This is a genomic window from Aquihabitans sp. G128 (assembly GCF_019048865.1).
Lineage (GTDB): Bacteria > Actinomycetota > Acidimicrobiia > Acidimicrobiales > Iamiaceae > Aquihabitans.
On sequence record NZ_CP077604.1, the window covers coordinates 340,371 to 358,639 of the forward strand.

The 18,269-nt window shown below is 73.1% G+C and carries 16 protein-coding genes; 9 read left to right on the plus strand and 7 right to left on the minus strand.

What is annotated here, in order from left to right; translation table 11 throughout:
* Window positions 1-349: 349 nt before the first annotated feature.
* Both KSP35_RS23845 and KSP35_RS01560 read left to right on the plus strand, forming a co-directional pair.
* Window positions 350-2,698 (plus strand): multifunctional oxoglutarate decarboxylase/oxoglutarate dehydrogenase thiamine pyrophosphate-binding subunit/dihydrolipoyllysine-residue succinyltransferase subunit, encoded by a 2,349-nt coding sequence (locus tag KSP35_RS23845; protein ID WP_254126929.1) that lies wholly within the window; start codon window positions 350-352, stop codon window positions 2,696-2,698.
* 87 nt (window positions 2,699-2,785) lie between these two features.
* Window positions 2,786-3,844, plus strand: a complete 1,059-nt coding sequence (locus tag KSP35_RS01560) for a glycosyltransferase family 4 protein (RefSeq protein WP_216998494.1) — start codon at window positions 2,786-2,788, stop codon at window positions 3,842-3,844.
* Here the strand turns inward: KSP35_RS01560 and KSP35_RS01565 are convergent.
* Window positions 3,835-4,629, minus strand: a complete 795-nt coding sequence (locus KSP35_RS01565; protein WP_216998495.1) for an FkbM family methyltransferase — start codon at window positions 4,627-4,629, stop codon at window positions 3,835-3,837. The two genes, KSP35_RS01560 and KSP35_RS01565, sit on opposite strands and share 10 nt — an antisense overlap.
* Before the next feature lie 73 nt (window positions 4,630-4,702).
* Here KSP35_RS01565 and KSP35_RS01570 point away from each other — a divergent pair, with 73 nt between their 5' ends.
* The 3 genes from KSP35_RS01570 (at window position 4,703) to KSP35_RS01580 (ending at window position 8,107) form a co-directional block, all read left to right on the plus strand.
* Window positions 4,703-5,626, plus strand: coding sequence for an amidohydrolase family protein (locus KSP35_RS01570; RefSeq protein WP_216998496.1), 924 nt, complete (start codon window positions 4,703-4,705; stop codon window positions 5,624-5,626).
* 169 nt (window positions 5,627-5,795) lie between these two features.
* Window positions 5,796-6,932, plus strand: coding sequence for a ferritin-like domain-containing protein (locus tag KSP35_RS01575; RefSeq protein WP_216998497.1), 1,137 nt, complete (start codon window positions 5,796-5,798; stop codon window positions 6,930-6,932).
* Window positions 6,933-7,126: 194 nt separating this feature from the next.
* Window positions 7,127-8,107 (plus strand): endonuclease domain-containing protein, encoded by a 981-nt coding sequence (locus KSP35_RS01580; protein WP_216998498.1) that lies wholly within the window; start codon window positions 7,127-7,129, stop codon window positions 8,105-8,107.
* Between the two features lie 386 nt (window positions 8,108-8,493).
* On the opposite strand, the gene KSP35_RS01585 is transcribed toward KSP35_RS01580, so the two are convergent.
* From KSP35_RS01585 to mutM, 3 genes are read right to left on the minus strand one after another with little or no spacing between them, the layout of a single operon-like run.
* Complete coding sequence (locus tag KSP35_RS01585) at window positions 8,494-9,192, minus strand: hypothetical protein (protein WP_216998499.1); 699 nt, start codon at window positions 9,190-9,192, stop codon at window positions 8,494-8,496.
* A gap of 49 nt (window positions 9,193-9,241) precedes the next feature.
* Window positions 9,242-10,036 (minus strand): SDR family oxidoreductase, encoded by a 795-nt coding sequence (locus KSP35_RS01590; RefSeq protein ID WP_216998500.1) that lies wholly within the window; start codon window positions 10,034-10,036, stop codon window positions 9,242-9,244.
* A 52-nt stretch (window positions 10,037-10,088) separates the two neighbouring features.
* Window positions 10,089-10,889 (minus strand): bifunctional DNA-formamidopyrimidine glycosylase/DNA-(apurinic or apyrimidinic site) lyase, encoded by an 801-nt coding sequence (gene mutM, locus KSP35_RS01595; protein WP_216998501.1) that lies wholly within the window; start codon window positions 10,887-10,889, stop codon window positions 10,089-10,091.
* 223 nt (window positions 10,890-11,112) lie between these two features.
* Between mutM and KSP35_RS01600 the strand changes: the two genes are divergently transcribed.
* Window positions 11,113-12,636, plus strand: coding sequence for a hypothetical protein (locus KSP35_RS01600; protein WP_216998502.1), 1,524 nt, complete (start codon window positions 11,113-11,115; stop codon window positions 12,634-12,636).
* A gap of 14 nt (window positions 12,637-12,650) precedes the next feature.
* On the plus strand, window positions 12,651-12,911 hold the full coding sequence (locus tag KSP35_RS01605) for a hypothetical protein (protein ID WP_216998503.1): 261 nt from the start codon (window positions 12,651-12,653) through the stop codon (window positions 12,909-12,911).
* Here the strand turns inward: KSP35_RS01605 and KSP35_RS01610 are convergent.
* Window positions 12,900-14,576 carry an amidohydrolase family protein gene (locus tag KSP35_RS01610; RefSeq protein ID WP_216998504.1) on the minus strand — a complete coding sequence of 559 codons (1,677 nt, stop codon included), beginning with the start codon at window positions 14,574-14,576 and terminating at the stop codon, window positions 12,900-12,902. The two genes, KSP35_RS01605 and KSP35_RS01610, sit on opposite strands and share 12 nt — an antisense overlap.
* Before the next feature lie 85 nt (window positions 14,577-14,661).
* Between KSP35_RS01610 and KSP35_RS01615 the strand changes: the two genes are divergently transcribed.
* Both KSP35_RS01615 and KSP35_RS01620 read left to right on the plus strand, forming a co-directional pair.
* The gene (locus tag KSP35_RS01615; RefSeq protein ID WP_216998505.1) at window positions 14,662-15,453 is read left to right on the plus strand and encodes a hypothetical protein; all 792 of its coding nucleotides are present in this window, start codon (window positions 14,662-14,664) and stop codon (window positions 15,451-15,453) included.
* A 219-nt stretch (window positions 15,454-15,672) separates the two neighbouring features.
* The gene (locus tag KSP35_RS01620; protein ID WP_216998506.1) at window positions 15,673-16,488 is read left to right on the plus strand and encodes a PPK2 family polyphosphate kinase; all 816 of its coding nucleotides are present in this window, start codon (window positions 15,673-15,675) and stop codon (window positions 16,486-16,488) included.
* 6 nt (window positions 16,489-16,494) lie between these two features.
* On the opposite strand, the gene KSP35_RS01625 is transcribed toward KSP35_RS01620, so the two are convergent.
* Entirely contained in the window at window positions 16,495-17,505 is a 1,011-nt protein-coding gene (locus tag KSP35_RS01625; RefSeq protein ID WP_216998507.1) for a HAMP domain-containing sensor histidine kinase, read from the minus strand.
* A gap of 9 nt (window positions 17,506-17,514) precedes the next feature.
* Window positions 17,515-18,267, minus strand: a complete 753-nt coding sequence (locus KSP35_RS01630) for a response regulator transcription factor (protein ID WP_216998508.1) — start codon at window positions 18,265-18,267, stop codon at window positions 17,515-17,517.
* Window positions 18,268-18,269: the final 2 nt, after the last annotated feature.

Here is an 18,269-nt window from a genome sequence, read left to right on the forward strand (position 1 = left end):
CAGGGCGCCGAGTCGGGCCTGTTCCTGAAGCGCATCCAAGAGCTGCTGATGGGCGAGGACGACTTCTACGGCAAGGTCTTCCGCTCGCTGGGCGTCCCCTACACCGCGGTCAAGTGGCTGTCGGACGACAACCCGAACGACAAGGAGCAGGCCCGCCTCGAGAAGCAGATGCACGTGCAGACGCTGATCAACCAGCACCGCGTGCGGGGCCACTTCATCGCCGACCTGGACCCCCTGGCGTGGAAGGAGCCGCACATGCACAGCGAGCTCGACCCCGCCACCTACGGCCTCACCATCTGGGACCTCGAAGCGCGAGTTCCTCACCACCGGCGTCGGCGGCCAGAAGCGCATGAAGCTGGGCGACATCCTCCACGTGCTGCGCAACGCCTACTGCCGCACCATCGGCATCGAGTACATGCACATCTCGGACCCGGTGCAGAAGCGCTGGATCCAGCGCCACGTCGAGAACGTCGACGACAAGCTCACCCCGGAGGAGCAGCGCCACGTCCTCGGCCGGCTCAACGCCGCCGAGGCGTTCGAGAAGTTCCTGGCCACCAAGTACGTGGGGCAGAAGCGCTTCGGCATCGAGGGCGCCGAGTCGGCGATCCCGATCATCGACGCCGTCCTTGAGGCCGCCGCCGCCGAGGGCCTCGACAGCGCCGTGCTCGGCATGTCCCACCGAGGCCGGTTGAACGTGCTCACCAACATCGTGGGCAAGAGCTACGACCAGCTGTTCAAGGAGTTCGAGGGCTTCATCGACCCCGACTCCACCCAGGGCTCGGGCGACGTGAAGTACCACCTGGGCCAGACCGGCACCTTCACCAGCCGCCTCGGCGACACCCTGCCGATCGAGCTGGCCGCCAACCCCAGCCACCTCGAGACCGTCGACCCCGTCGTCGAGGGCATGGTGCGGGCCAAGCAGGACCTCATCAACGACCCCGAGGCGTTCTCGGTGCTGCCGATCCTGCTGCACGGCGACGCCGCCTTCGCCGGCCAGGGCGTGGTGGCCGAGACGCTCAACTGCTCCACCATCAAGGGCTACCGGGTGGGCGGCACCATCCACCTGATCATCAACAACCAGCTGGGCTTCACCACCTCGCCGGAGTCGGCCCGCTCCTCGGAGTACTGCACCGACGTCGCCAAGATGATCGAGGCACCGATCTTCCACGTGAACGGCGACGACCCCGAGGCCTGCGTCCGGGTGGCTCGCCTGGCCTACGCGTTCCGCCAGGAGTTCCACAAGGACGTCGTCATCGACATGGTCTGCTACCGGCGCCACGGCCACAACGAGGGTGACGACCCGAGCTACACCCAGCCGCTCATGTACAAGCGCATCGACGCCCGCCGGTCGGTCCGCAAGCTCTTCACCGAGTCGCTCGTGAAGCGGGGCGACATCTCCATGGAGGAGGCCGAGCAGGCCCTCGACGACTTCAGCGCCCGGCTGGGCACCGCCCTCACCGAGACCCGCGACGCCAAGCCGGCCGACGAGGTCATCGCCCTGCCGGTGCCGCCGGCGGTGGGCGTGCTGCCCCACGTCGAGACCGGGGTGGCCAAGGCCGTGCTGGACAAGATCTACGCCACGATGTCCTCGGTCCCCGAGGGCTTCGAGATCCACCCCAAGCTGGCCAAGCAGTTCGAGACCCGCACCAAGATGGTCACCGAGGGCCAGGTCGACTGGGCCACCGCCGAGGCCATGGCCTTCGGCTCGCTGCTGCTGGAGGGGACCGACATCCGCTTCGCCGGCCAGGACTCCCGGCGCGGCACCTTCTCCCAGCGCCACTCGGTCCTGTCGGACTACGGCACGGGCGCCGAGTACGCCCCGCTGGCCAACCTCGACGCCGAGCAGGGCAAGTTCTGGATCTACGACTCGCTGCTCAGCGAGTACGCCGCCATGGGCTTCGAGTACGGCTACTCCGTCGTGCACAAGGACGCCCTGGTGTGCTGGGAGGCCCAGTTCGGCGACTTCGTCAACGGCGCCATGATCGTGATCGACCAGTACCTGGTGGCCGCCGAGGACAAGTGGGGCCAGACGTCGGGTCTGGTGCTGCTGCTGCCCCACGGCCTCGAGGGCCAGGGCCCCGAGCACTCGTCGGGCCGCGTCGAGCGGTTCCTCACCCTCTGCGCCGAGGACAACATCCAGGTGGCCAACGCCACCACGTCCGCCCAGTACTTCCACCTCCTGCGCCGCCAGATGCAGCGCGAGGTGCGCAAGCCGCTGGTGGTCATGACGCCGAAGTCGCTGCTGCGGGCCAAGACCGCCCGCTCGCCCATCAGCGAGCTGGAGCAAGGCTCGTTCCAGGAGCTGCTCGACGACGCCGCGGTCACCGATCGGGAGAGCGTGCAGCGCGTGGTCTTCTGCTCCGGCAAGGTGGCCTACGACGCCATCGCCCGGCGCGACGAGCGCAGCCACCCCGCTGCCGTCGTCCGCATCGAGCAGCTGTACCCGTTCCCGTACAAGCAGGTCACCGACCTGCTGGCCTCGTACCCGAACACCCAGGAGGTCGTCTGGCTCCAGGAGGAGCCCGACAACATGGGCCCCCGGGCGTTCGTCAACGAGCGCCTGTGGCCGCTGGTGCCCGAGGGCATCAAGTACCGCCAGGTGTCGCGCACCGGCTCCGGCAGCCCCGCCACGGGCAGCCACGGCATCCACGTCCAGGAGCAGGCCCAGATCCTCGACCAGACCTTCGAGGGCCTCTGAGCCCGTCAGGCCGGTGGGCCGGGGGGGCGCCGGGAGCGGCGCGGGATCGTCGTCGCGGCCACGTGGAGCGATTCGCCGGTGTCGCTCATGGCGCGCGGCCTGGGGACCGAGCTGGCTCGCCGGGGCCGTCCCGCGACGTTCCTCGCCGCCCGCCACCCCGGCCTGCCGCCGGGCACCGAAGGGCTGGACGAGGTCCTGGCCTGGCCGGGGCCGTTCCGGTCCGTGCGCTCGTGGTGGTTCGGCTGGCGCGTGGTGGGCCGGGTGCGGCCCCAGGCGATCGTGGCCCACTTCGGCGCCGCCACCCTGCTCCTGGTGGTCGGGTGGCTCCGTCGGGTCCCGGTGCGGATCGTGTGGTACCACACGCTCGCGGCGGGCATCGACCTCGACACCGGCCGGCTGTCGTGGTGGCGACGCCAGGCCCGCACCCGCAAGGCGTGGTCCTACCGGCTCGCCACGACGGTCGTGGCCATCGGCGAAGCCGGTCGCCAGGAGCTCCTCGACACCTTCGGGGTGCCGGCGGCCAAGGTCGTGGTGCAGCCGAACCTCGTGCCGGACGTCGCCGCCGGCCTGGCCCCGGCGGAGCCGGTGGCGGTCCCCACCTTCGCCTGCGTGGCCCGCTTGTTCCCGGTCAAGGACCACGCCACGGTGCTCGACGCCGTGAGCCGGACCCGGGCGCCGGTGCGGCTGGTGCTGCTCGGCGAGGGGCCCCTCCGGGCCGAGCTCGAGCAGCGAGCCGAGGCGCTGGGCATCGCCGACCGGGTGACCTTCACCGGGGTGGTCACCCACCACGCCGTGCTCGAGCAGGTGCAGGGCTGCACAGCCACGATCCTGGCCAGCATCGTGGAGAACTTCGGCATCGCCGTGGTGGAGTCCATGGCCCTCTCGGTGCCGGTCGTCGCCACCGACACCTGCGAGTTCCCGTCGATCATCGGTCGCGGGCCCGAGGCCGGCGGGCTGTTGTTCGCGACCGGCGACGCCGATGCGCTGGCCGCCCACCTCGACCGCCTCGCCGCCGACCCCGCGGTGCGCGACCAGCTGGCAGCGAACGCCCGGCGCCGCTTCGTCGAGCGGTTCGACCTCGTCGGCCAGCTGCCCGAGGTGGCCGACTGGGTGGAGGCCCGGATGGAGGCGGCGGGTCAGCGGTGACCGAGGCGCCGGGTGAAGACCCGGTGGCCCAGGTCTTCCGCCTGGTCGGCCACGTGCTGGCGCAGGCGGGGACCGAGGAAGACGGCGTTGCCGTAGATCGTGCCTCGGGCCTCGGACTCCACCAGGCCGTAGAGGTTGTGGAGGAGGTAGCCGTCGCCCTCCAGGCGGGCGGCGACGTGGTGCAGGAGCGCACCCCCTGCCGTCTCGGCCACCAGGCGGGCCTCGATGAACACCAGCCCGACCGCCCCGGATTCGAGCAGCGAGGCGGCGCCGTCCAGCACGGCGAGCTCGGCGCCCTCGACGTCGACCTTCAGCACGTCGACCGTGGCGACGCCGTTGGCGGCGCACCACCCGTCGAGCGAGACGGTCTGCGCGTGCACGACGGTGCTCTGCTCGCCGAGGGGCTCGAGGAGGGAGCTGGTGCCGAGGGTCGGGGTGACGTGGAACGCGACCTCCTCGCCGTCGGTGGCGGTCACGGCCCGGTCGACGACCTCGACGCGGTCCTCCCCGCCGAACCGGCGGCCGAGCGCCGCCAGCGCCGGCGGTGCCGCCTCGAACGCCACCACCCGCGCCGCCGGGAAGGCGCGGAGGTAGGCATCGGTGAGCAGCCCGACGTTGGCGCCGACGTCGAAGACGGTGCGCACCGGCCACCCCGCGAAGAGCACCTGCTGGTCGGCGATGGCGTCCTTGGTGAAGCGGCGCACGACGTCGATCCGCCACCGGATGGCCACCCGGTGGAGGAGGTCCCGGCGCAGCAACCGACGGGCTTGCGTGCCGAGTCTCACGGCGGCCGACGGTAGCCCACCTCCGCTCCCGGCCAGACGAGAACACGTTCTCGTTTCGGGTAGGGTCCGGCCCATGCCTGAGCCCACCGGAAACGCGGCGTTCGATGCAGCACGGGCCGGCGGGATCACCGACACCTTCCTCGCGTTCCCGGACGTCCGGGAGGCCAAGGCCAAGGTCTACGACTACATCCGCAAGGCCACCATGGACGCCGAGACGCAGACCATGGAGATGCCGGCGGGCTACATGTTCAAGGACATCCCCACCTACGACGAGATCGACGACCCGCTCGAGCTGACCCTGGCCGAGATGGAGCGCTTCGGGATCACCCGCTTCCTGACCAACGTCACCGAGAAGGACCTCGCCCGCCGGGCGCTCACCGAGCACCCGGACAAGTTCTGGGGGATCCTGAACGTCGACCCCAACACCGGCATGCAGGCGCTGCGCGAGATCGACGCCGCGGTGGAGCGGTGGGGGAGCCAGCTCAAGGCGGTGCACACCTGGGGCACCGCCCTCCAGCCCCAGGTCGCTCTGGACGACAAGAAGATGTACCCCGTCTACGCCAAGTGCGTGGAGGCCGGGCTGCCGATCGTGGTCTACGCCGGCGTCCCCGGGCCGCGGCTGCCGATGCAGGCCCAGCTGCCGTTCCAGCTCGACGAGGTCTGCTGGTTCTTCCCGGAGCTCAAGATCGTCACGCGCCACGGCGCCGAGCCGTGGACCCAGCTCATGGTGAAGCTGCTGCTGAAGTGGCCGAACCTCTACTACTCCACCTCGGCCTTCGCCCCGAAGCACTACCCGCAGGACATCATCGACTTCGCCAACACCCGAGGCGCCGACAAGGTCATCTTCGCCGGGTACTGGGCGGCCGGGCTCACCCTCGACCGCATCCACGCCGAGCTGCCCCACGTGCCGTTCCGCGACCACGTGTGGCCCAAGTTCCTGCACGAGAACGCCGAGCGCGTCTTCGGCGGCGCACCGCACCCGTACCCGGCGAGCTGACGGGACCGCCGGCCCGCCCGGCGCAGGGCGCCTGCTAGCTCGGGGCTGCGCCGCGCTCGCGATCGTGGTGTGACCGATGCCGGGGTTCCCAACCGCCGCCACCTCGCATAACGTCCGTTATCGAGTGCCCCGCGCCAGGGGTGCCGCCGCGGACCAAGGGGAACGGGTCATGTCGACCAACGAAGAGATCATCGGCCGGGCCGACATCAACGACATCGAGGCCATCATGGCCATCGCCGCCGATGACGGCGAGAGCAACGTGCGGGCGGTCAAGGACCACGCCGATGCCATCTTCACGTGGGACTACGAGAAGGGGAAGCGCCCCGCCCTCAACAAGCTCTACGAGAAGGCCAAGCACAGCCAGTGGAACGGCGAGACCGACCTCCCGTGGGACACCGCCGTCGACCCCATGGAGCTCGTCGAGCTGCAGCGCCTCGCCTTCGGCCACAACCCCGAAGAGCGCAAGATCAAGACCGCCGGCACCCCGTACGAGAAGTGGGGTGACAAGGAGTTCGACCAGATGGCGCTGGAGTCGAACAACTGGATGCTCAGCCAGTTCATGCACGGCGAGCAGGGCGCCCTGATCTGCACGGCCAAGATCGTCGAGACCGTGCCGTGGATCGACGCCAAGTACTACGCCGCCACCCAGGTCATGGACGAGGCCCGCCACGTCGAGGTCTTCGCCCGCTACCTCGACACCAAGCTCGACGGCCACTACCCGCTCAACGCCCACCTCGGCCTGCTGCTCGACGACATCATCGCCGACAGCCGCTGGGACATGACCTACCTGGGCATGCAGATCATGGTGGAGGGCCTGGCCCTGGCCGCCTTCGGCTTCATGCACATGACCACGCCCGAGCCGCTGCTGAAGCAGCTCCTCCGCTACGTCATGAGCGACGAGGCCCGCCACGTGGCCTTCGGCGTGCTGACGCTGAAGGAGTACTACACCGAGCTCACCCAGGCCGAGATCCGCGAGCGCCAGGAGTTCGCCTTCGAGTCCGCGGTGCGCATGCGCGACCGCCTGCTCATGCAGGAGGTGCTCCACCGCATGGGCGTCGACGTGAAGTCGGCCGTGAAGTTCGCCATGGAGGACGAGGGCCGGCAGATGTTCCAGCAGATGCTGTTCTCGAAGATCGTGCCGAACTGCAAGAAGCTGGGCCTGCTCGACGCTGGTGACGGCTGGCTGCGCACCAAGTTCGGCGAGCTCGGCGTGATCCAGTTCGAGGACTGGGCCGACACCAGCGACGAGTACGAGGCCTTCGCCCTCGGCGAGGCCGAGCTCAGCGACGCCGCCCAGCCCGCCTGAGGCCAGCCCCCACCGCCGACCACGTTCGAGCCGGCCACGTTCGAACCGGGCGGAGCTCGCCGGGTCGGAGCCCTGAGGATCCCACCCGGTTGGCCCGCCCCGTCGAACCGGGTGGGGTTCCCGGGGTCGGGGGCCGGTGTTGTCCACCTGGTTCCCGGCCCCGGGCCGCGCCCTCGGCGAGGCCGAGCCGCGGGGTGTCACACCCCCTTGGTGTACTCGGGGCCATGACCGACATCGGAGCAGACGCGCAGCTGGCTCGTTGGGCGGAAGCCCAACACGGACTGGTGACCCGGGCGCAGGTCCGGGCGGTGGGGATCAGCGACGAGGGGTGGTGGCACCGGCTGGCCACCGAGCGGTGGGTGGCGATCACGCATCGAGTGGCTCGGAGGCCGGGGGCGCCCCGGACGGTGGCGCAACGGCTGCTCGCCGCTGCGCTCGATGTCGGGCCGTCCAGCTACCTCTCGCACGGTTCGGCGTTGGCCCACTGGGGCGTGAACGGCTTCGACGTCGAGCCCATCGACCTGATCGTGGTGCGTGGTGGACGGGAGACGGCGACGAAGCTGGCCACCGTCCACCGGCCCTGCCACCTCCCGGATCCGTTCGGCACCGTGCTCGATGGCGTGCCGGTCGTGCGTCCCGCGCTGGCGCTCCTGCAGGTGGCGCACGGCCTCCACCCGCTCCGGCTGAAGCGGGTGCTCGACCAGATGTGGGCGAAGCGGTTGCTCTCCGGGCCATCGATGCGCCGTGAGCTGGGGCCGCTCATGCACCGAGGTCGGCCCGGAACCGCAGCGCTTCGACGGCTGCTGGACTCGCTTCCGGAGCACTACGTTCCGCCCGCTACCGGGCTCGAGGGTCGGTTCGACGAGATCCTGGAACGGGCGGGGCTGCCGACCATGCGACGACAGGTCGACCTCGGCGACGACGAGCACTGGAGCGGCCGGGTCGACTTCCGGGACCGGGAGCTGCCTCTGGTGGTCGAGATCGACAGCGAGCGCTACCACTCGGCGCTGTCCGCCGTCGAGGACGACGCGGCGAGAGAGGCCAAGTTGGTCGCTGCCGGCTTCTCGGTGTTGCGCTTGACCGATCACGACGTCTGGCGCCGGCCGGCGTGGACGGCACAAGAGGTGCAGCGCGTGCGGCTCTCGTTGGGCCACGCCCGACGTCCTGCAGCCTGACGACGCCGTCGTTCCAAGGTGGTGGAACCGCCAGGTACGCCGGCTTTGCGATCGAACCGGGTGGGGTTCTCGGGGTCGGGGGCCGGGGAGGTCCGCCGGGTTCGGCAGAGGGCTCGAACCGGGTGGGGTTCTCGGGGCCGGGGGCCCGGGAGGTCCGCCGGGTTCGGCAGAGGGCTCGAACCGGGTGGGGTTCTCGGGGCCGGGGGCCCGGGAGGTCCGCCGGGTTCGGCAGAGGGCTCGAACCGGGTGGGGTTCTCGGGGATGGGGGCCGGAGATGTCCGCCGGGTTCGGCAGAGGGCTCGAACCGGGTGGGGTTCTCGGGGTCGGGGGCCGGGGAGGTCCACCGGGTTCGGTTGAGGGGCTCGAACTGGCCCGGGCGAGCGGCGCTAGGGGGCGGGGGGGGGACGGCTGGCTCCAGGGGGACGGCGGCGGTGGTGCTGGTGGTGGTGGCCGGCGCGGCGGTGGTGGTCGTCGTCGGGGGCGCCGTGGTGGTGGGCGCGGCGGTGGTGGTGGGGGCGACGGTGGTGGTGGGGGGCCTCCGTCGTGGTGGTCTCGACGACCGTCGTGCTGGTGCCCGGGACGGTGGTGGACGTGGTCGACGAGGTGGTGGTCTCGATCGGGACCGTGGTGTCGGGGGTGTCGTCGTCGCTGCCGCGGCTGGTGAGGAAGATCGCCCCGCCCACCAGCAGGATGAGCAGGAGCAGGACGATCACGGCGATGAGCGGGCCGTTGCCGCCGCCGCCGGCCGCGGGTTCCTCGTAGCGCACCTCGTCGTAGCCGCCACCACCGTAGCCGGCGGCCCCGGCCTCCGGTGCCGGGACGTAGATGCCCGCGGGCGGGGTGGGGGCGGGGTCGGTGCCCGCGGCACCGGCGCCGCCGCCTGCACCGGCGCCGGCGGCGCCGATCCCGGGGACGACGCGGGTGGCGTCGTCGCCCTCCGGCCCGCTGCTCGGGGTCCATGCCTGGGTGGCGTCGCCGCCGGTGGGAGCCCCGGTGGCGGGGTCGCTGCCGGGACGCCACGCCTCGGTGCCGGGCTCGTCGTCGGCCGGCCGCCAGGCCTGGGTGTCGTCGTCGCCGGGGGTCATGGGTGGTGCTCCAAGGTGAGGTGGGAGGTGGGGATCGAGCGGGCGGCGGTCACGCCGTGGTGGCGATGCCGCCGTCGACCGGGATGATCGTGCCGGTGACGTAGGCGCCGGCGCGAGACGCCAGGAAGAGGGCGACGCCGGCCATGTCGTCGGGTCGCCCGATGCGCTTGAGCGGGGCGGTGGCCGCGATCTGCTCGCCGAAGGCGTCGAGGGTGGCCGCCATCATCTTGGACTCGAACGGGCCCGGGGCGACGGCGTTGACGGTGACCAGCGGGGCGAGGTGCTTGGCCAGGTGGCGGGTGAGCTGGTGCACCGCCGCCTTGGAGCTGGAGTACGAGTACGTCTCGAGGGCCGGGACGTGGATGCCGTCGATGGAGCCGATGTTGATGACCCGCGACGGCTGGTCGGCGCTGGCCCCGGCCTCCAGGAGCGGGCGGAAGAACTTGGTGGTGTGGAACACGCCCTGCACGTTCAGGTCGAGCACGCGGTTCCAGGAGGCGGCGTCGTGGTCGGCGAGGGGCACGCCCCAGGTGGCGCCGGCGTTGTTGACCAGCACGTCGACCTGGGGGTGGTCGGCGCCGACGGCCTCGGCCAGGGCGCGGGCGCCGTCCTCGGTGGAGAGGTCGCTGGGCAGGCCGCTGACGGTGCCGTAGGCGCTGAGCTCGGCGACGGTGGCGTCCACGGCGTCGGCCTTGCGCGAGGTGACGACCACGGTGGCGCCGCCCGCCACGAAGCCGCCGGCGATCATGCGGCCGATGCCACGGGTGCCGCCGGTGACCACGACGGTCTTGCCGGCGACGGAGAACAGGTCGGCGGTGGGGGTGGGAGCGCTGGGGTCGGCCATGGCGGGCGACCGTATCCCACCGCTCGACGGCGGGGCACCGGACCGGGGCCGGTCAGCGCCGCTGGCAGGAGGGGCACCAGCTGGTGCCCCGGGCATCGACCACGCTGCGCCGCAGCGTCGTGCCGCACCGGTTGCACGGGAGCCCGGAGCGGCCGTAGCAGTCGAGGCGGTGCTGGTTCTCGCCCGAACCGCCGTCGACGGTGCGGTAGTCGCGCAACGTGGTCCCGCCGTGCTCGATGCCCTCGGCGAGGACCTCGACGATGGCCCGGTGCAGGCGGGTGGCGGCCGCCCGCGAGACGGTGCGGGCGGCCGGGTGCACGCCGGCGCGCCACAGGGCCTCGTCGGCGTAGATGTTGCCGACGCCGGCCACCACCCGCTGCCCGAGGAGCTGGCTCTTGACCTTGGTGCTGCTGCGACGCAGGGCGGTCCACAGCGACGCCGGCGTGAAGGCGGCGTCGAACGGTTCGGGGCCCAGGGCGGCCAGGGTGGGTAGCGAGCGCACGTCGTCGCCCACCACGGCGATGCGGCCGAACCGCCGCACGTCGCGGAGCGCGAAGCGCCGGCCGTCGTCGAGGTCCCACCACGCTCGGTCGTAGGGGTCGGGAGCGATCCCGGCGGGGTCGACGCGGAGCTGGCCGGTCATGCCGAGGTGGATCACGAGGCGGAGGCCGTCGTCGAGGCCCACGAGCAGGTACTTGCCCCGCCGGTCGACGGCGTCGACGGTGCGCCCGGCGGCCTCGGCGGCTGCCGAGAACTTGGCCGACGGGTGGCTGCCCGCCGTCACCAGGGTGCGGCCGACCAACAGCGGTTCGAGGCCCCGCCGGACCGTCTCGACCTCGGGCAGCTCCGGCACGGTCGAGCACGGTACCGCCACCGGCTCTGGCCCGTGCGGGGCCGCGGCCGGCTGGTTCGGTGGAGCGGTCCGGGATGGAAAGGGGGCGACGAGCATCGAAGGGGTGTCGCCCGGTAGGGTCGCCGGGCTGCCGGCGCCCGCCGTCGGGCGGCGCTCCCTGGCATCGGTCGTCGGATCGGGCCGTTCGTCTCAGGGTTCGACGGCCCGTGCCGATTGGAGTCCCGTGTTCCCTGGACTGCGCATCACCGCTGTGGCCACCCTGACGATGTCGGCCGCCCTCTTCACCCGGCGCTCGCGCGCCGGGTGGCTCGACGAGCTCGACGACATCCGCGACGACGCCCTGGCCTCGCCCGAGGGCGAGGTCGCCCACGCCATGGCCGACGTGCCACCGATGGGCGACAGCGAGACCTCTCCGCTCGCGGACCTCGAGGCCTACCTCCCGCCCGCCGCCTGGAGCCCGTTCACGCGGGCGTCCGGGACCTCCGCGGTGCGGGCTGCCGACGAGCCCGAGGACCACAGCTACGACATCGAGCCCCTGCCGGACCTCGAGCCGGAGCCGGCCACGCCAGCGGCGCCGACCCCTCCCGTGGCCGCTGCCGTCGCGCCACCGGTCGAGGACCCCGCCCCGTTCGCCGCGCCGGTGGTCCCGCACGCGGAGCTGCCTCCGCCGCCGCCCCCCATCGCACCGCCCGTCGAGGCCGCCATGGCCGCCGAGGCCCCGGCAGCGCCGGCCGCGCCGGAGCTCCCGCCGCCCCCGCCGCCCCCGGCCTCGGCTGCGGCCCCGTCGCCCGCGGCCGGCCCCCTCGCCTTCGAGCCGCCGGCTGCGGACCTCTCGATGCTGCCGCCTCCTCCGCCCGCACCTCCGGTGGACCGCTCGGCCGCTGCGCCCGTCGACGACGAGCCCGAGCCGGTGCCGGCCCCGGCGGTGGTGCAGCCGTCGCCGCACCCGGTCCGCCCGCAGGAGATGTGGCACCCCCAGGTCGTCGTGGCGCCCGTGCCGCTCACGGAGGAGCGCCTCGACCCGGCCGACGTGCTGGCCACCGACGACGGTGGCACCGCCGCCCGGTTCCGCTTCGCCCGCCTGCGCGCCGTCACCCCCGAGGGCGAGGAGCTGGTGGCCCCCGATGTCGCCGGCGAGACGCCTGTGCGGCCCGCGCCCCGGGCCGAGGACGACCTCTTCGCCACCGAGCCGACGCCGCCCGCCGCCGACCCCGCCCTGGGCCTCGACACGGCGCCGCTGGTGCCCGATCGTGGCCCGGCCGTCGGTGGCGCCCTGATCACCGGTCCGGTCCCTCGTCGCCGCCGCAACGACCAGGCCGCCGGCCGGCTGGCCGCCGAGCGGGCCGGCGATGCCGACGCCGCCGACCAGCCCGTCGAGGCGTCGGACCTCGCCGCCGAGCCGGCCTGGCGCTGGGTGCCGGACGACGAGGTCGCCGCCGCGCTGGCTGCGGTCGACGCCCACGCCGAGGACGAGCCCACCACGGCGACGCCGGTCATCGACGCCGCACCGACGGTCCCCGAGGCGGTGCTCCCGGAGGAGCCCGTCGCCGTGGCGCCGGTCGAACCGCGTGCCGGTCCTGCAGGACCTGGCGGTCGCAGCCGACGGCACCGTGGCCCTCGATGCCGGCATCCTCCGGCTGTCCGACGGTGGCGACGTGGTCGTCCAGTCGGGTCCCGGGGGGGATCAGCCTCGGCCTCGACGCCGGCTGGTGCTGGGCCGATCGGACCGACGCCGCCGCCTCGGTGACGGTCACGCTGCCCGTGGGCACGCTCACCGTCCCTGCGGGCGCCGCCACCCTCGTGGTGGTCGAAGCCGATCGCAGCGCCTTCGTGGTGGTGGTCGGTGGCGAAGCCCTGCTCCAGCACCCGGGCGGCCGGCTCCGCCTCCGGGCCGGGGCCATGGCGCTCGCCCCGCTGGGCGCCGAGCCCCAGGTCGACGTGGCCTCCGAGCCCGAGATCCTGTCGGACCCGCTGGTCCAGCTGAACCTGCGCCTCGACGGCGAGCTGGCCTCAGCTCCGTAGCGTCACGCCCGGCAGCGCACCCGTGTGCTCGCCGGCCTCGACGGTCACCACGCCGTTGACCACGGTCAGGTCGTAGCCGGCGGCGCCCTGCACCCAGCGCCCTGCGCCGCCCGGGAAGTCGTGGTGGAACTCCGGCAACGGGAGCGCCAGGTGGTCGAGGTCGATCACGTTGAGGTCGGCCGGCCGCCCTTCGGCCAGCACGCCCCGGTCGGGGATGGCGAAGAGCTCGGCGGGGATCGAGGTCAGGCGGGCCACGCCCTCGGCGAGGCCGTAGAGGCCGCGGTCGCGGACCCAGTGGGCCAGGAACCAGGTGGGCTGGCTGGCGTCCATGATCTGGCCGACGTGGGCGCCGGCGTCGGCGAGCCCCAGCACCACGTTGGGGTCGGCCAGCAGGTGCTCGACCTCGTCGGGCGTCTGGTTGAGGAACGGCCAGTTGAGCAGGCAGGCGCCGTCGGTGGCGTCGAGCAGGTCGATCCACAGGGCGGCCGGCGTGGTCCCGGCGGCCTCGGCGCGGGCCGCGAGCGACCGCTCCGGGTCCAGCCGGTAGTCGGCGGGCACGGAGTCGAGCGGGAACAGGCGATCGGGCCCGATGCCCTCGCTGGCGTCGGCCTCGGCCACGAGCACGGCGCGCTGCTCGGGGTCGCGGATGGCGGCGAGGCGCTCCTCGAAGGGCAGGTCGACGAGGGCCCGCCACGACGGGCAGCCCCCGAAGGGGGAGTGGTGCGCCAGCCCGAAGAGCACGCCGACCGAGCGGACCGTGGTCTGGGGGTGGATGTCGGCGCCGGCCGCGTTGGCCTCGGCCACCAGCTCGAGCACCTGGCGGTGCAGGTGGCCGCCGGCGATGGTCTCGGTCAGCCCGAACGAGACGGGGCGGCCGGTGGCCCGGCTGATCTCGGCGAGCACCGCGACCTCGGCGATCGTGCTCTCCGGCGTGGCGCCGTTCTGGGACCCGAGCATGGCGGCGGTCTCGAACACGCCCTTGCCGGCGCGACCCAGCACGCCGGCCAGGGCGACCAGCTCGTCGACGGTGGCGTACGTGCCGGGGATCGGCTCGCCGTCGGCGCCCTTGTGCAGCACGGTCCGGCTGGACGACAGGCCGAGCGCACCGGCCCCGACGGCCTCCTCCACCAGCTCGATCATGGCGGCCACGTCGTCGTCGGTGGGGGCCTCGGTGGCCCGATCGCCCATGACGTAGCGGCGCAGGGCGCTGTGGCCCACCATGCCGCCGATGTTGATGCCCTTCGGGCGGCGGTCGATGTCGGCCAGGTACTGGCCGTAGGTCTCCCACTCCCAGGACAGGCCGCTCATGATCGCCTGGGCCGGGATGTCCTCGACCGACTCCATCATCTCGGCCAGGCCCTGGCGGTCCTCGGGGCGGCAGGGGGCGAAGGTGACGCCGCAGTTGCCGATCACCACCGAGGTCACGCCGTGGAAGCACGACGAGGTGCCCAGCGGGTCCCAGGAGATCTGCGCGTCGAGGTGGGTGTGGATGTCGACGAAGCCCGGGGTCACGATGCGCCCGGTCGCGCCGATGGTCCGGACGGCCTCGCCCTCGACCACGCCGATGGCGACGATCGTGCCGTCGGCGACGGCCACGTCGGCCTGTCGCGGCGCAGCGCCGGTGCCGTCGACCACGGTGCCGTTCCGGATCACGAGGTCGTACACAGCAGGTCCCCCTGGGGTCGGCGCGCCGTCAGCCGGCGCCTGCCGGGCATCGTAGGGTGGCCCGATGCTTCGGGGAGGGGAGGGCGTGGCGGGTCGTGCCGCGGCGCGCCGCGTGGCGGTCGCGCTGGCGCTGGCCCTGCTCGCCGGGTGCGGGGGCTCGACGAGCGACGGGACCTCGGCGCGGCGCCGCACCGGCTCCACCACCACCACCACCGTCGCGGCGGCGGTGACCGTCGCTCGTGGCGATGAGGCCGCCGACCGGGCCGCCGTGAGCGGGCCGACCACCACCGGGGCTCCCGGGTCGACGGTGGTGCGGCCCGCGGCGACGGTCGTCCCGGCGCCGCTGGTCGCCACGTCGGCTGCGCCGTCGTCGGGCGCGGGGTCCACGAAGCCCGCGCCACCGGATGCCGACGCCGACGACTCGCTCGACGGGTTCGCCAGCTCGCCACGCTCGGCGCCGGCGGGAGCCGACGGCACCGCCCTGCTCCGGGCCGTGCGGGTCGGCCACCACGACGGCTTCGACCGGGTCGTGTTCGAGTTCGCCGGCGACGTCCGGCCCGGCTACCGGGTGGGGTGGGCGACCGGACCGACCTACGCAGACGGGTCGGGCGAGGTGGTCACCGTCGCCGGGGGCGCCACCCTCGAGGTGGTGCTGCAGCCGGCATCGGGCGTGGACATGGAGACCGGCAAGCCCGTGTACCGCGGCCCGGACCGGGTGCCGGCGGCCCGCAGCGACGGCGTGCTCCGCGAGCTGGTGCGCACGGGCGACTTCGAGGCCGTCCTCTCGTGGGCGGTCGGCACCGATCGCGAGCGGCCGTTCCGCGTCCACACGCTGGCCGGCCCGCCCCGCGTGGTGGTGGACGTCCGCGCTCCCTGACGGGGTACGCCCGGGCGGCGAGATCACCCCGCCGGGTGGTTGGTGTTCGGCGGCGAACGGTGTTCGGCTCGCCGGGGTATGCGAGGCCCATGCTCTACACGCTCCTCGTCATCCTCGTCGCCATCATCCTCGTCGTGGTCATCCTCAACGTGATCCGTTCGAGGGGGCGCAGCATCTAGCCCGTCGGTCCCGCTGTGGCGGGAGGCGTAGCCTCCCGCCATGGCGAACCACCACGACCGCTGGCGCGTGCCCGAGGGCGAGCGCCCGAAGCTGTCCGACATCGACACCCGCTCCACCGCCGGCGCTCCCGGCGACAAGGCGGAGACGCGAGCCGCCACCGGACCCCTCGTCGACGAGCTCGCCGAGCTGCAGAACCGGCTCTGGGCCGAGCACCGCCGATCGGTGCTGCTCGTGCTGCAGGCCATGGACGCCGGCGGCAAGGACGGCACCATCCGCAAGGTGTTCACCGGCGTCAACCCGCAGGGCGTGCGCGCCAGCTCGTTCAAGGGCCCCTCCACCGAGGAGCTCGAGCACGACTTCCTGTGGCGCATCCACCAGCAGGTCCCCGGCCACGGGGAGATCGGCGTCTTCAACCGCTCGCACTACGAGGACGTGCTCATCGTCCGCGTCGACGAGCTGGTGCCCGAGGACGTGTGGCGCCCGCGGTACGGGACCATCCGCCACTTCGAGCGCTCGCTGGTCGATGCCGGCACGACCGTGGTGAAGGTGTTCCTCCACATCTCGAAGGACGAGCAGAAGGAGCGCTTCCAGTCCCGGCTCGACGAGCCGGAGAAGCGCTGGAAGTTCTCCGCCGCCGACCTCACCGTCCGCGCCAAGTGGGACGCCTACGCCGACGCCTACGCCGACGCGATCGGCGAGACGAGCACCGAGGCCGCCCCGTGGTACGTCGTGCCCGCCGACCGCAAGTGGTACCGCGACTGGGCCGTGCTGCAGATCCTGCTCGGGCACCTGCGCGACCTCGACCCGCAGTACCCGGCGGAGGAGGCGGGCCTGGCCGACCTCGTCATCGAGTAGCCCCGGTCAGGAGGCGGCGTCGTCGGGCAGCTCCACGACCATCCGGCACCCGCCCTCGGCCCGCTGCTCGGCGTGGATGCGCCCGGCGTGCAGGTCGACCACCCACCGAGCGATGGCCAACCCCAGGCCGGAGCCGCCCTCGTCGGTGCTGCGGGCCTCGTCGGTCCGGTAGAAGCGCTCGAAGACGCGGTTGAGCGAGTCGGGCGGGATCCCGGGGCCGTCGTCGAGCACCTCGAAGCGCACCACGTCGTCCTGGCGGCGGGCGGCCAGCACGACCTCGCCGCCCTCGGGGGTGAAGCGGGCCGCGTTGTCGGTGAGGTTGGCGAAGACCTGGTGCAGGCGCTCGGGATCGCCGACGAGGGCGAGGTCGGGCGGCTCGACCTCGACGCGGAAGGTGAGGTCGGGGGAGTGGAGGGCCGACTCGTCGGCCACCGCCTCGAGCAGGTCGGCGGCGGGGAACGGCAGCAGGTGCAGCGGCGTGCCGCCCGATTCCAGCCGGCTGAGGTCGAGCAGCTGGGTCACCAGGCGCTGGAGGCGCTCGGTCTGGGCCAGCATCGTCCGCAGCAGGGCCGGGTCCGGCGCCACCACGCCGTCGACGACGTTCTCCAACGTGGCCCGCAGCGCGGAGATGGGCGTGCGCAGCTCGTGGGAGACGTTGGCCACCAGCTCGCGCCGCTGCCGGTCGACCTCGGCCAGCTCCTCGGCCATGAGGTTGAAGGCCACGGCCAGGCGGCCCACCTCGTCCGACGACGTGGTCTCGATGCGCTCGGTGACGTTGCCGGCGGCCATGGAGCTGGCCGCCTGCTCCATGGACCGCAGCGGCGAGGTCATCCCCTTGCTCATGAGCTGGACCATGCCGAGGGCGATGATCGCCGCCACGCCGGCGCGGAACACCGGGGCGAAGTTGAGGACGATGCCGATCTCGTTCACGGCCAGGGTCACCGCCACCGCGGCCACGATGACCACGCTGAACTTGACCTTGATCGACCGGAGCCGCTGGAGCGGGTTGGCGGCCACGGCGAGCCGCTACCCGTCGGCGTCCGGGCCGGGCGGGTCGGCCGGGCGGGCGCCATCGAGCTCGCTGCCGTCGGCGTCGCCGGGGTCGCCCTCGCCGAGGCCGTAGCCCACGCCGTGGACGGTGCGGACCACGTTGTCGCCGAGCTTGCGGCGCAGGGCCCGGACGTGGGAGTCGACGGTCCGGGCGCCGGAGCCGTCGCGGTAGCCCCACACGTCGGCCAGCAGCTTCTCCCGGGTGAGCACGCGCCCCGGCTTCTCGGCGAGGCCGACGAGCAGGTCGAACTCGGTCGGGGTGAGGTGGACGATCTCGCCCCGCTGGCGGACCCGGCGGGCATCCACGTCGATCTCGATGTCGTCGTCGAGGGTCAGCGTGCGGGCGGGCGTGACCCCGGCGAGGGCGTCGATGCGGCGGAACAGGGCCTGCACGCGGGCGACGAGCTCGCGCATGGAGAACGGCTTGGTGAGGTAGTCGTCGGCGCCGACGGCCAGCCCGATCACCAGGTCGGTCTCGTCGTCGCGGGCGGTGAGCATGAGGACCGGGAGGTGCCGGTCCTTCTGGATCTGGCGGCACACCTCGAGGCCGTCGAGGCCCGGCAGCATCAGGTCGAGGATCACCAGGTCCGGCTCCCAGCGGCGGGCGTGGCCCACCCCCGCCGGACCGTCGGCGGCGAGCTGGACCTCGTAGCCCTCGCTGCGCAGGCGAGCCGCCACCGCGTCGGCGATCAGCGCCTCGTCCTCCACCACCAGGATCTTCCGTGCCATCG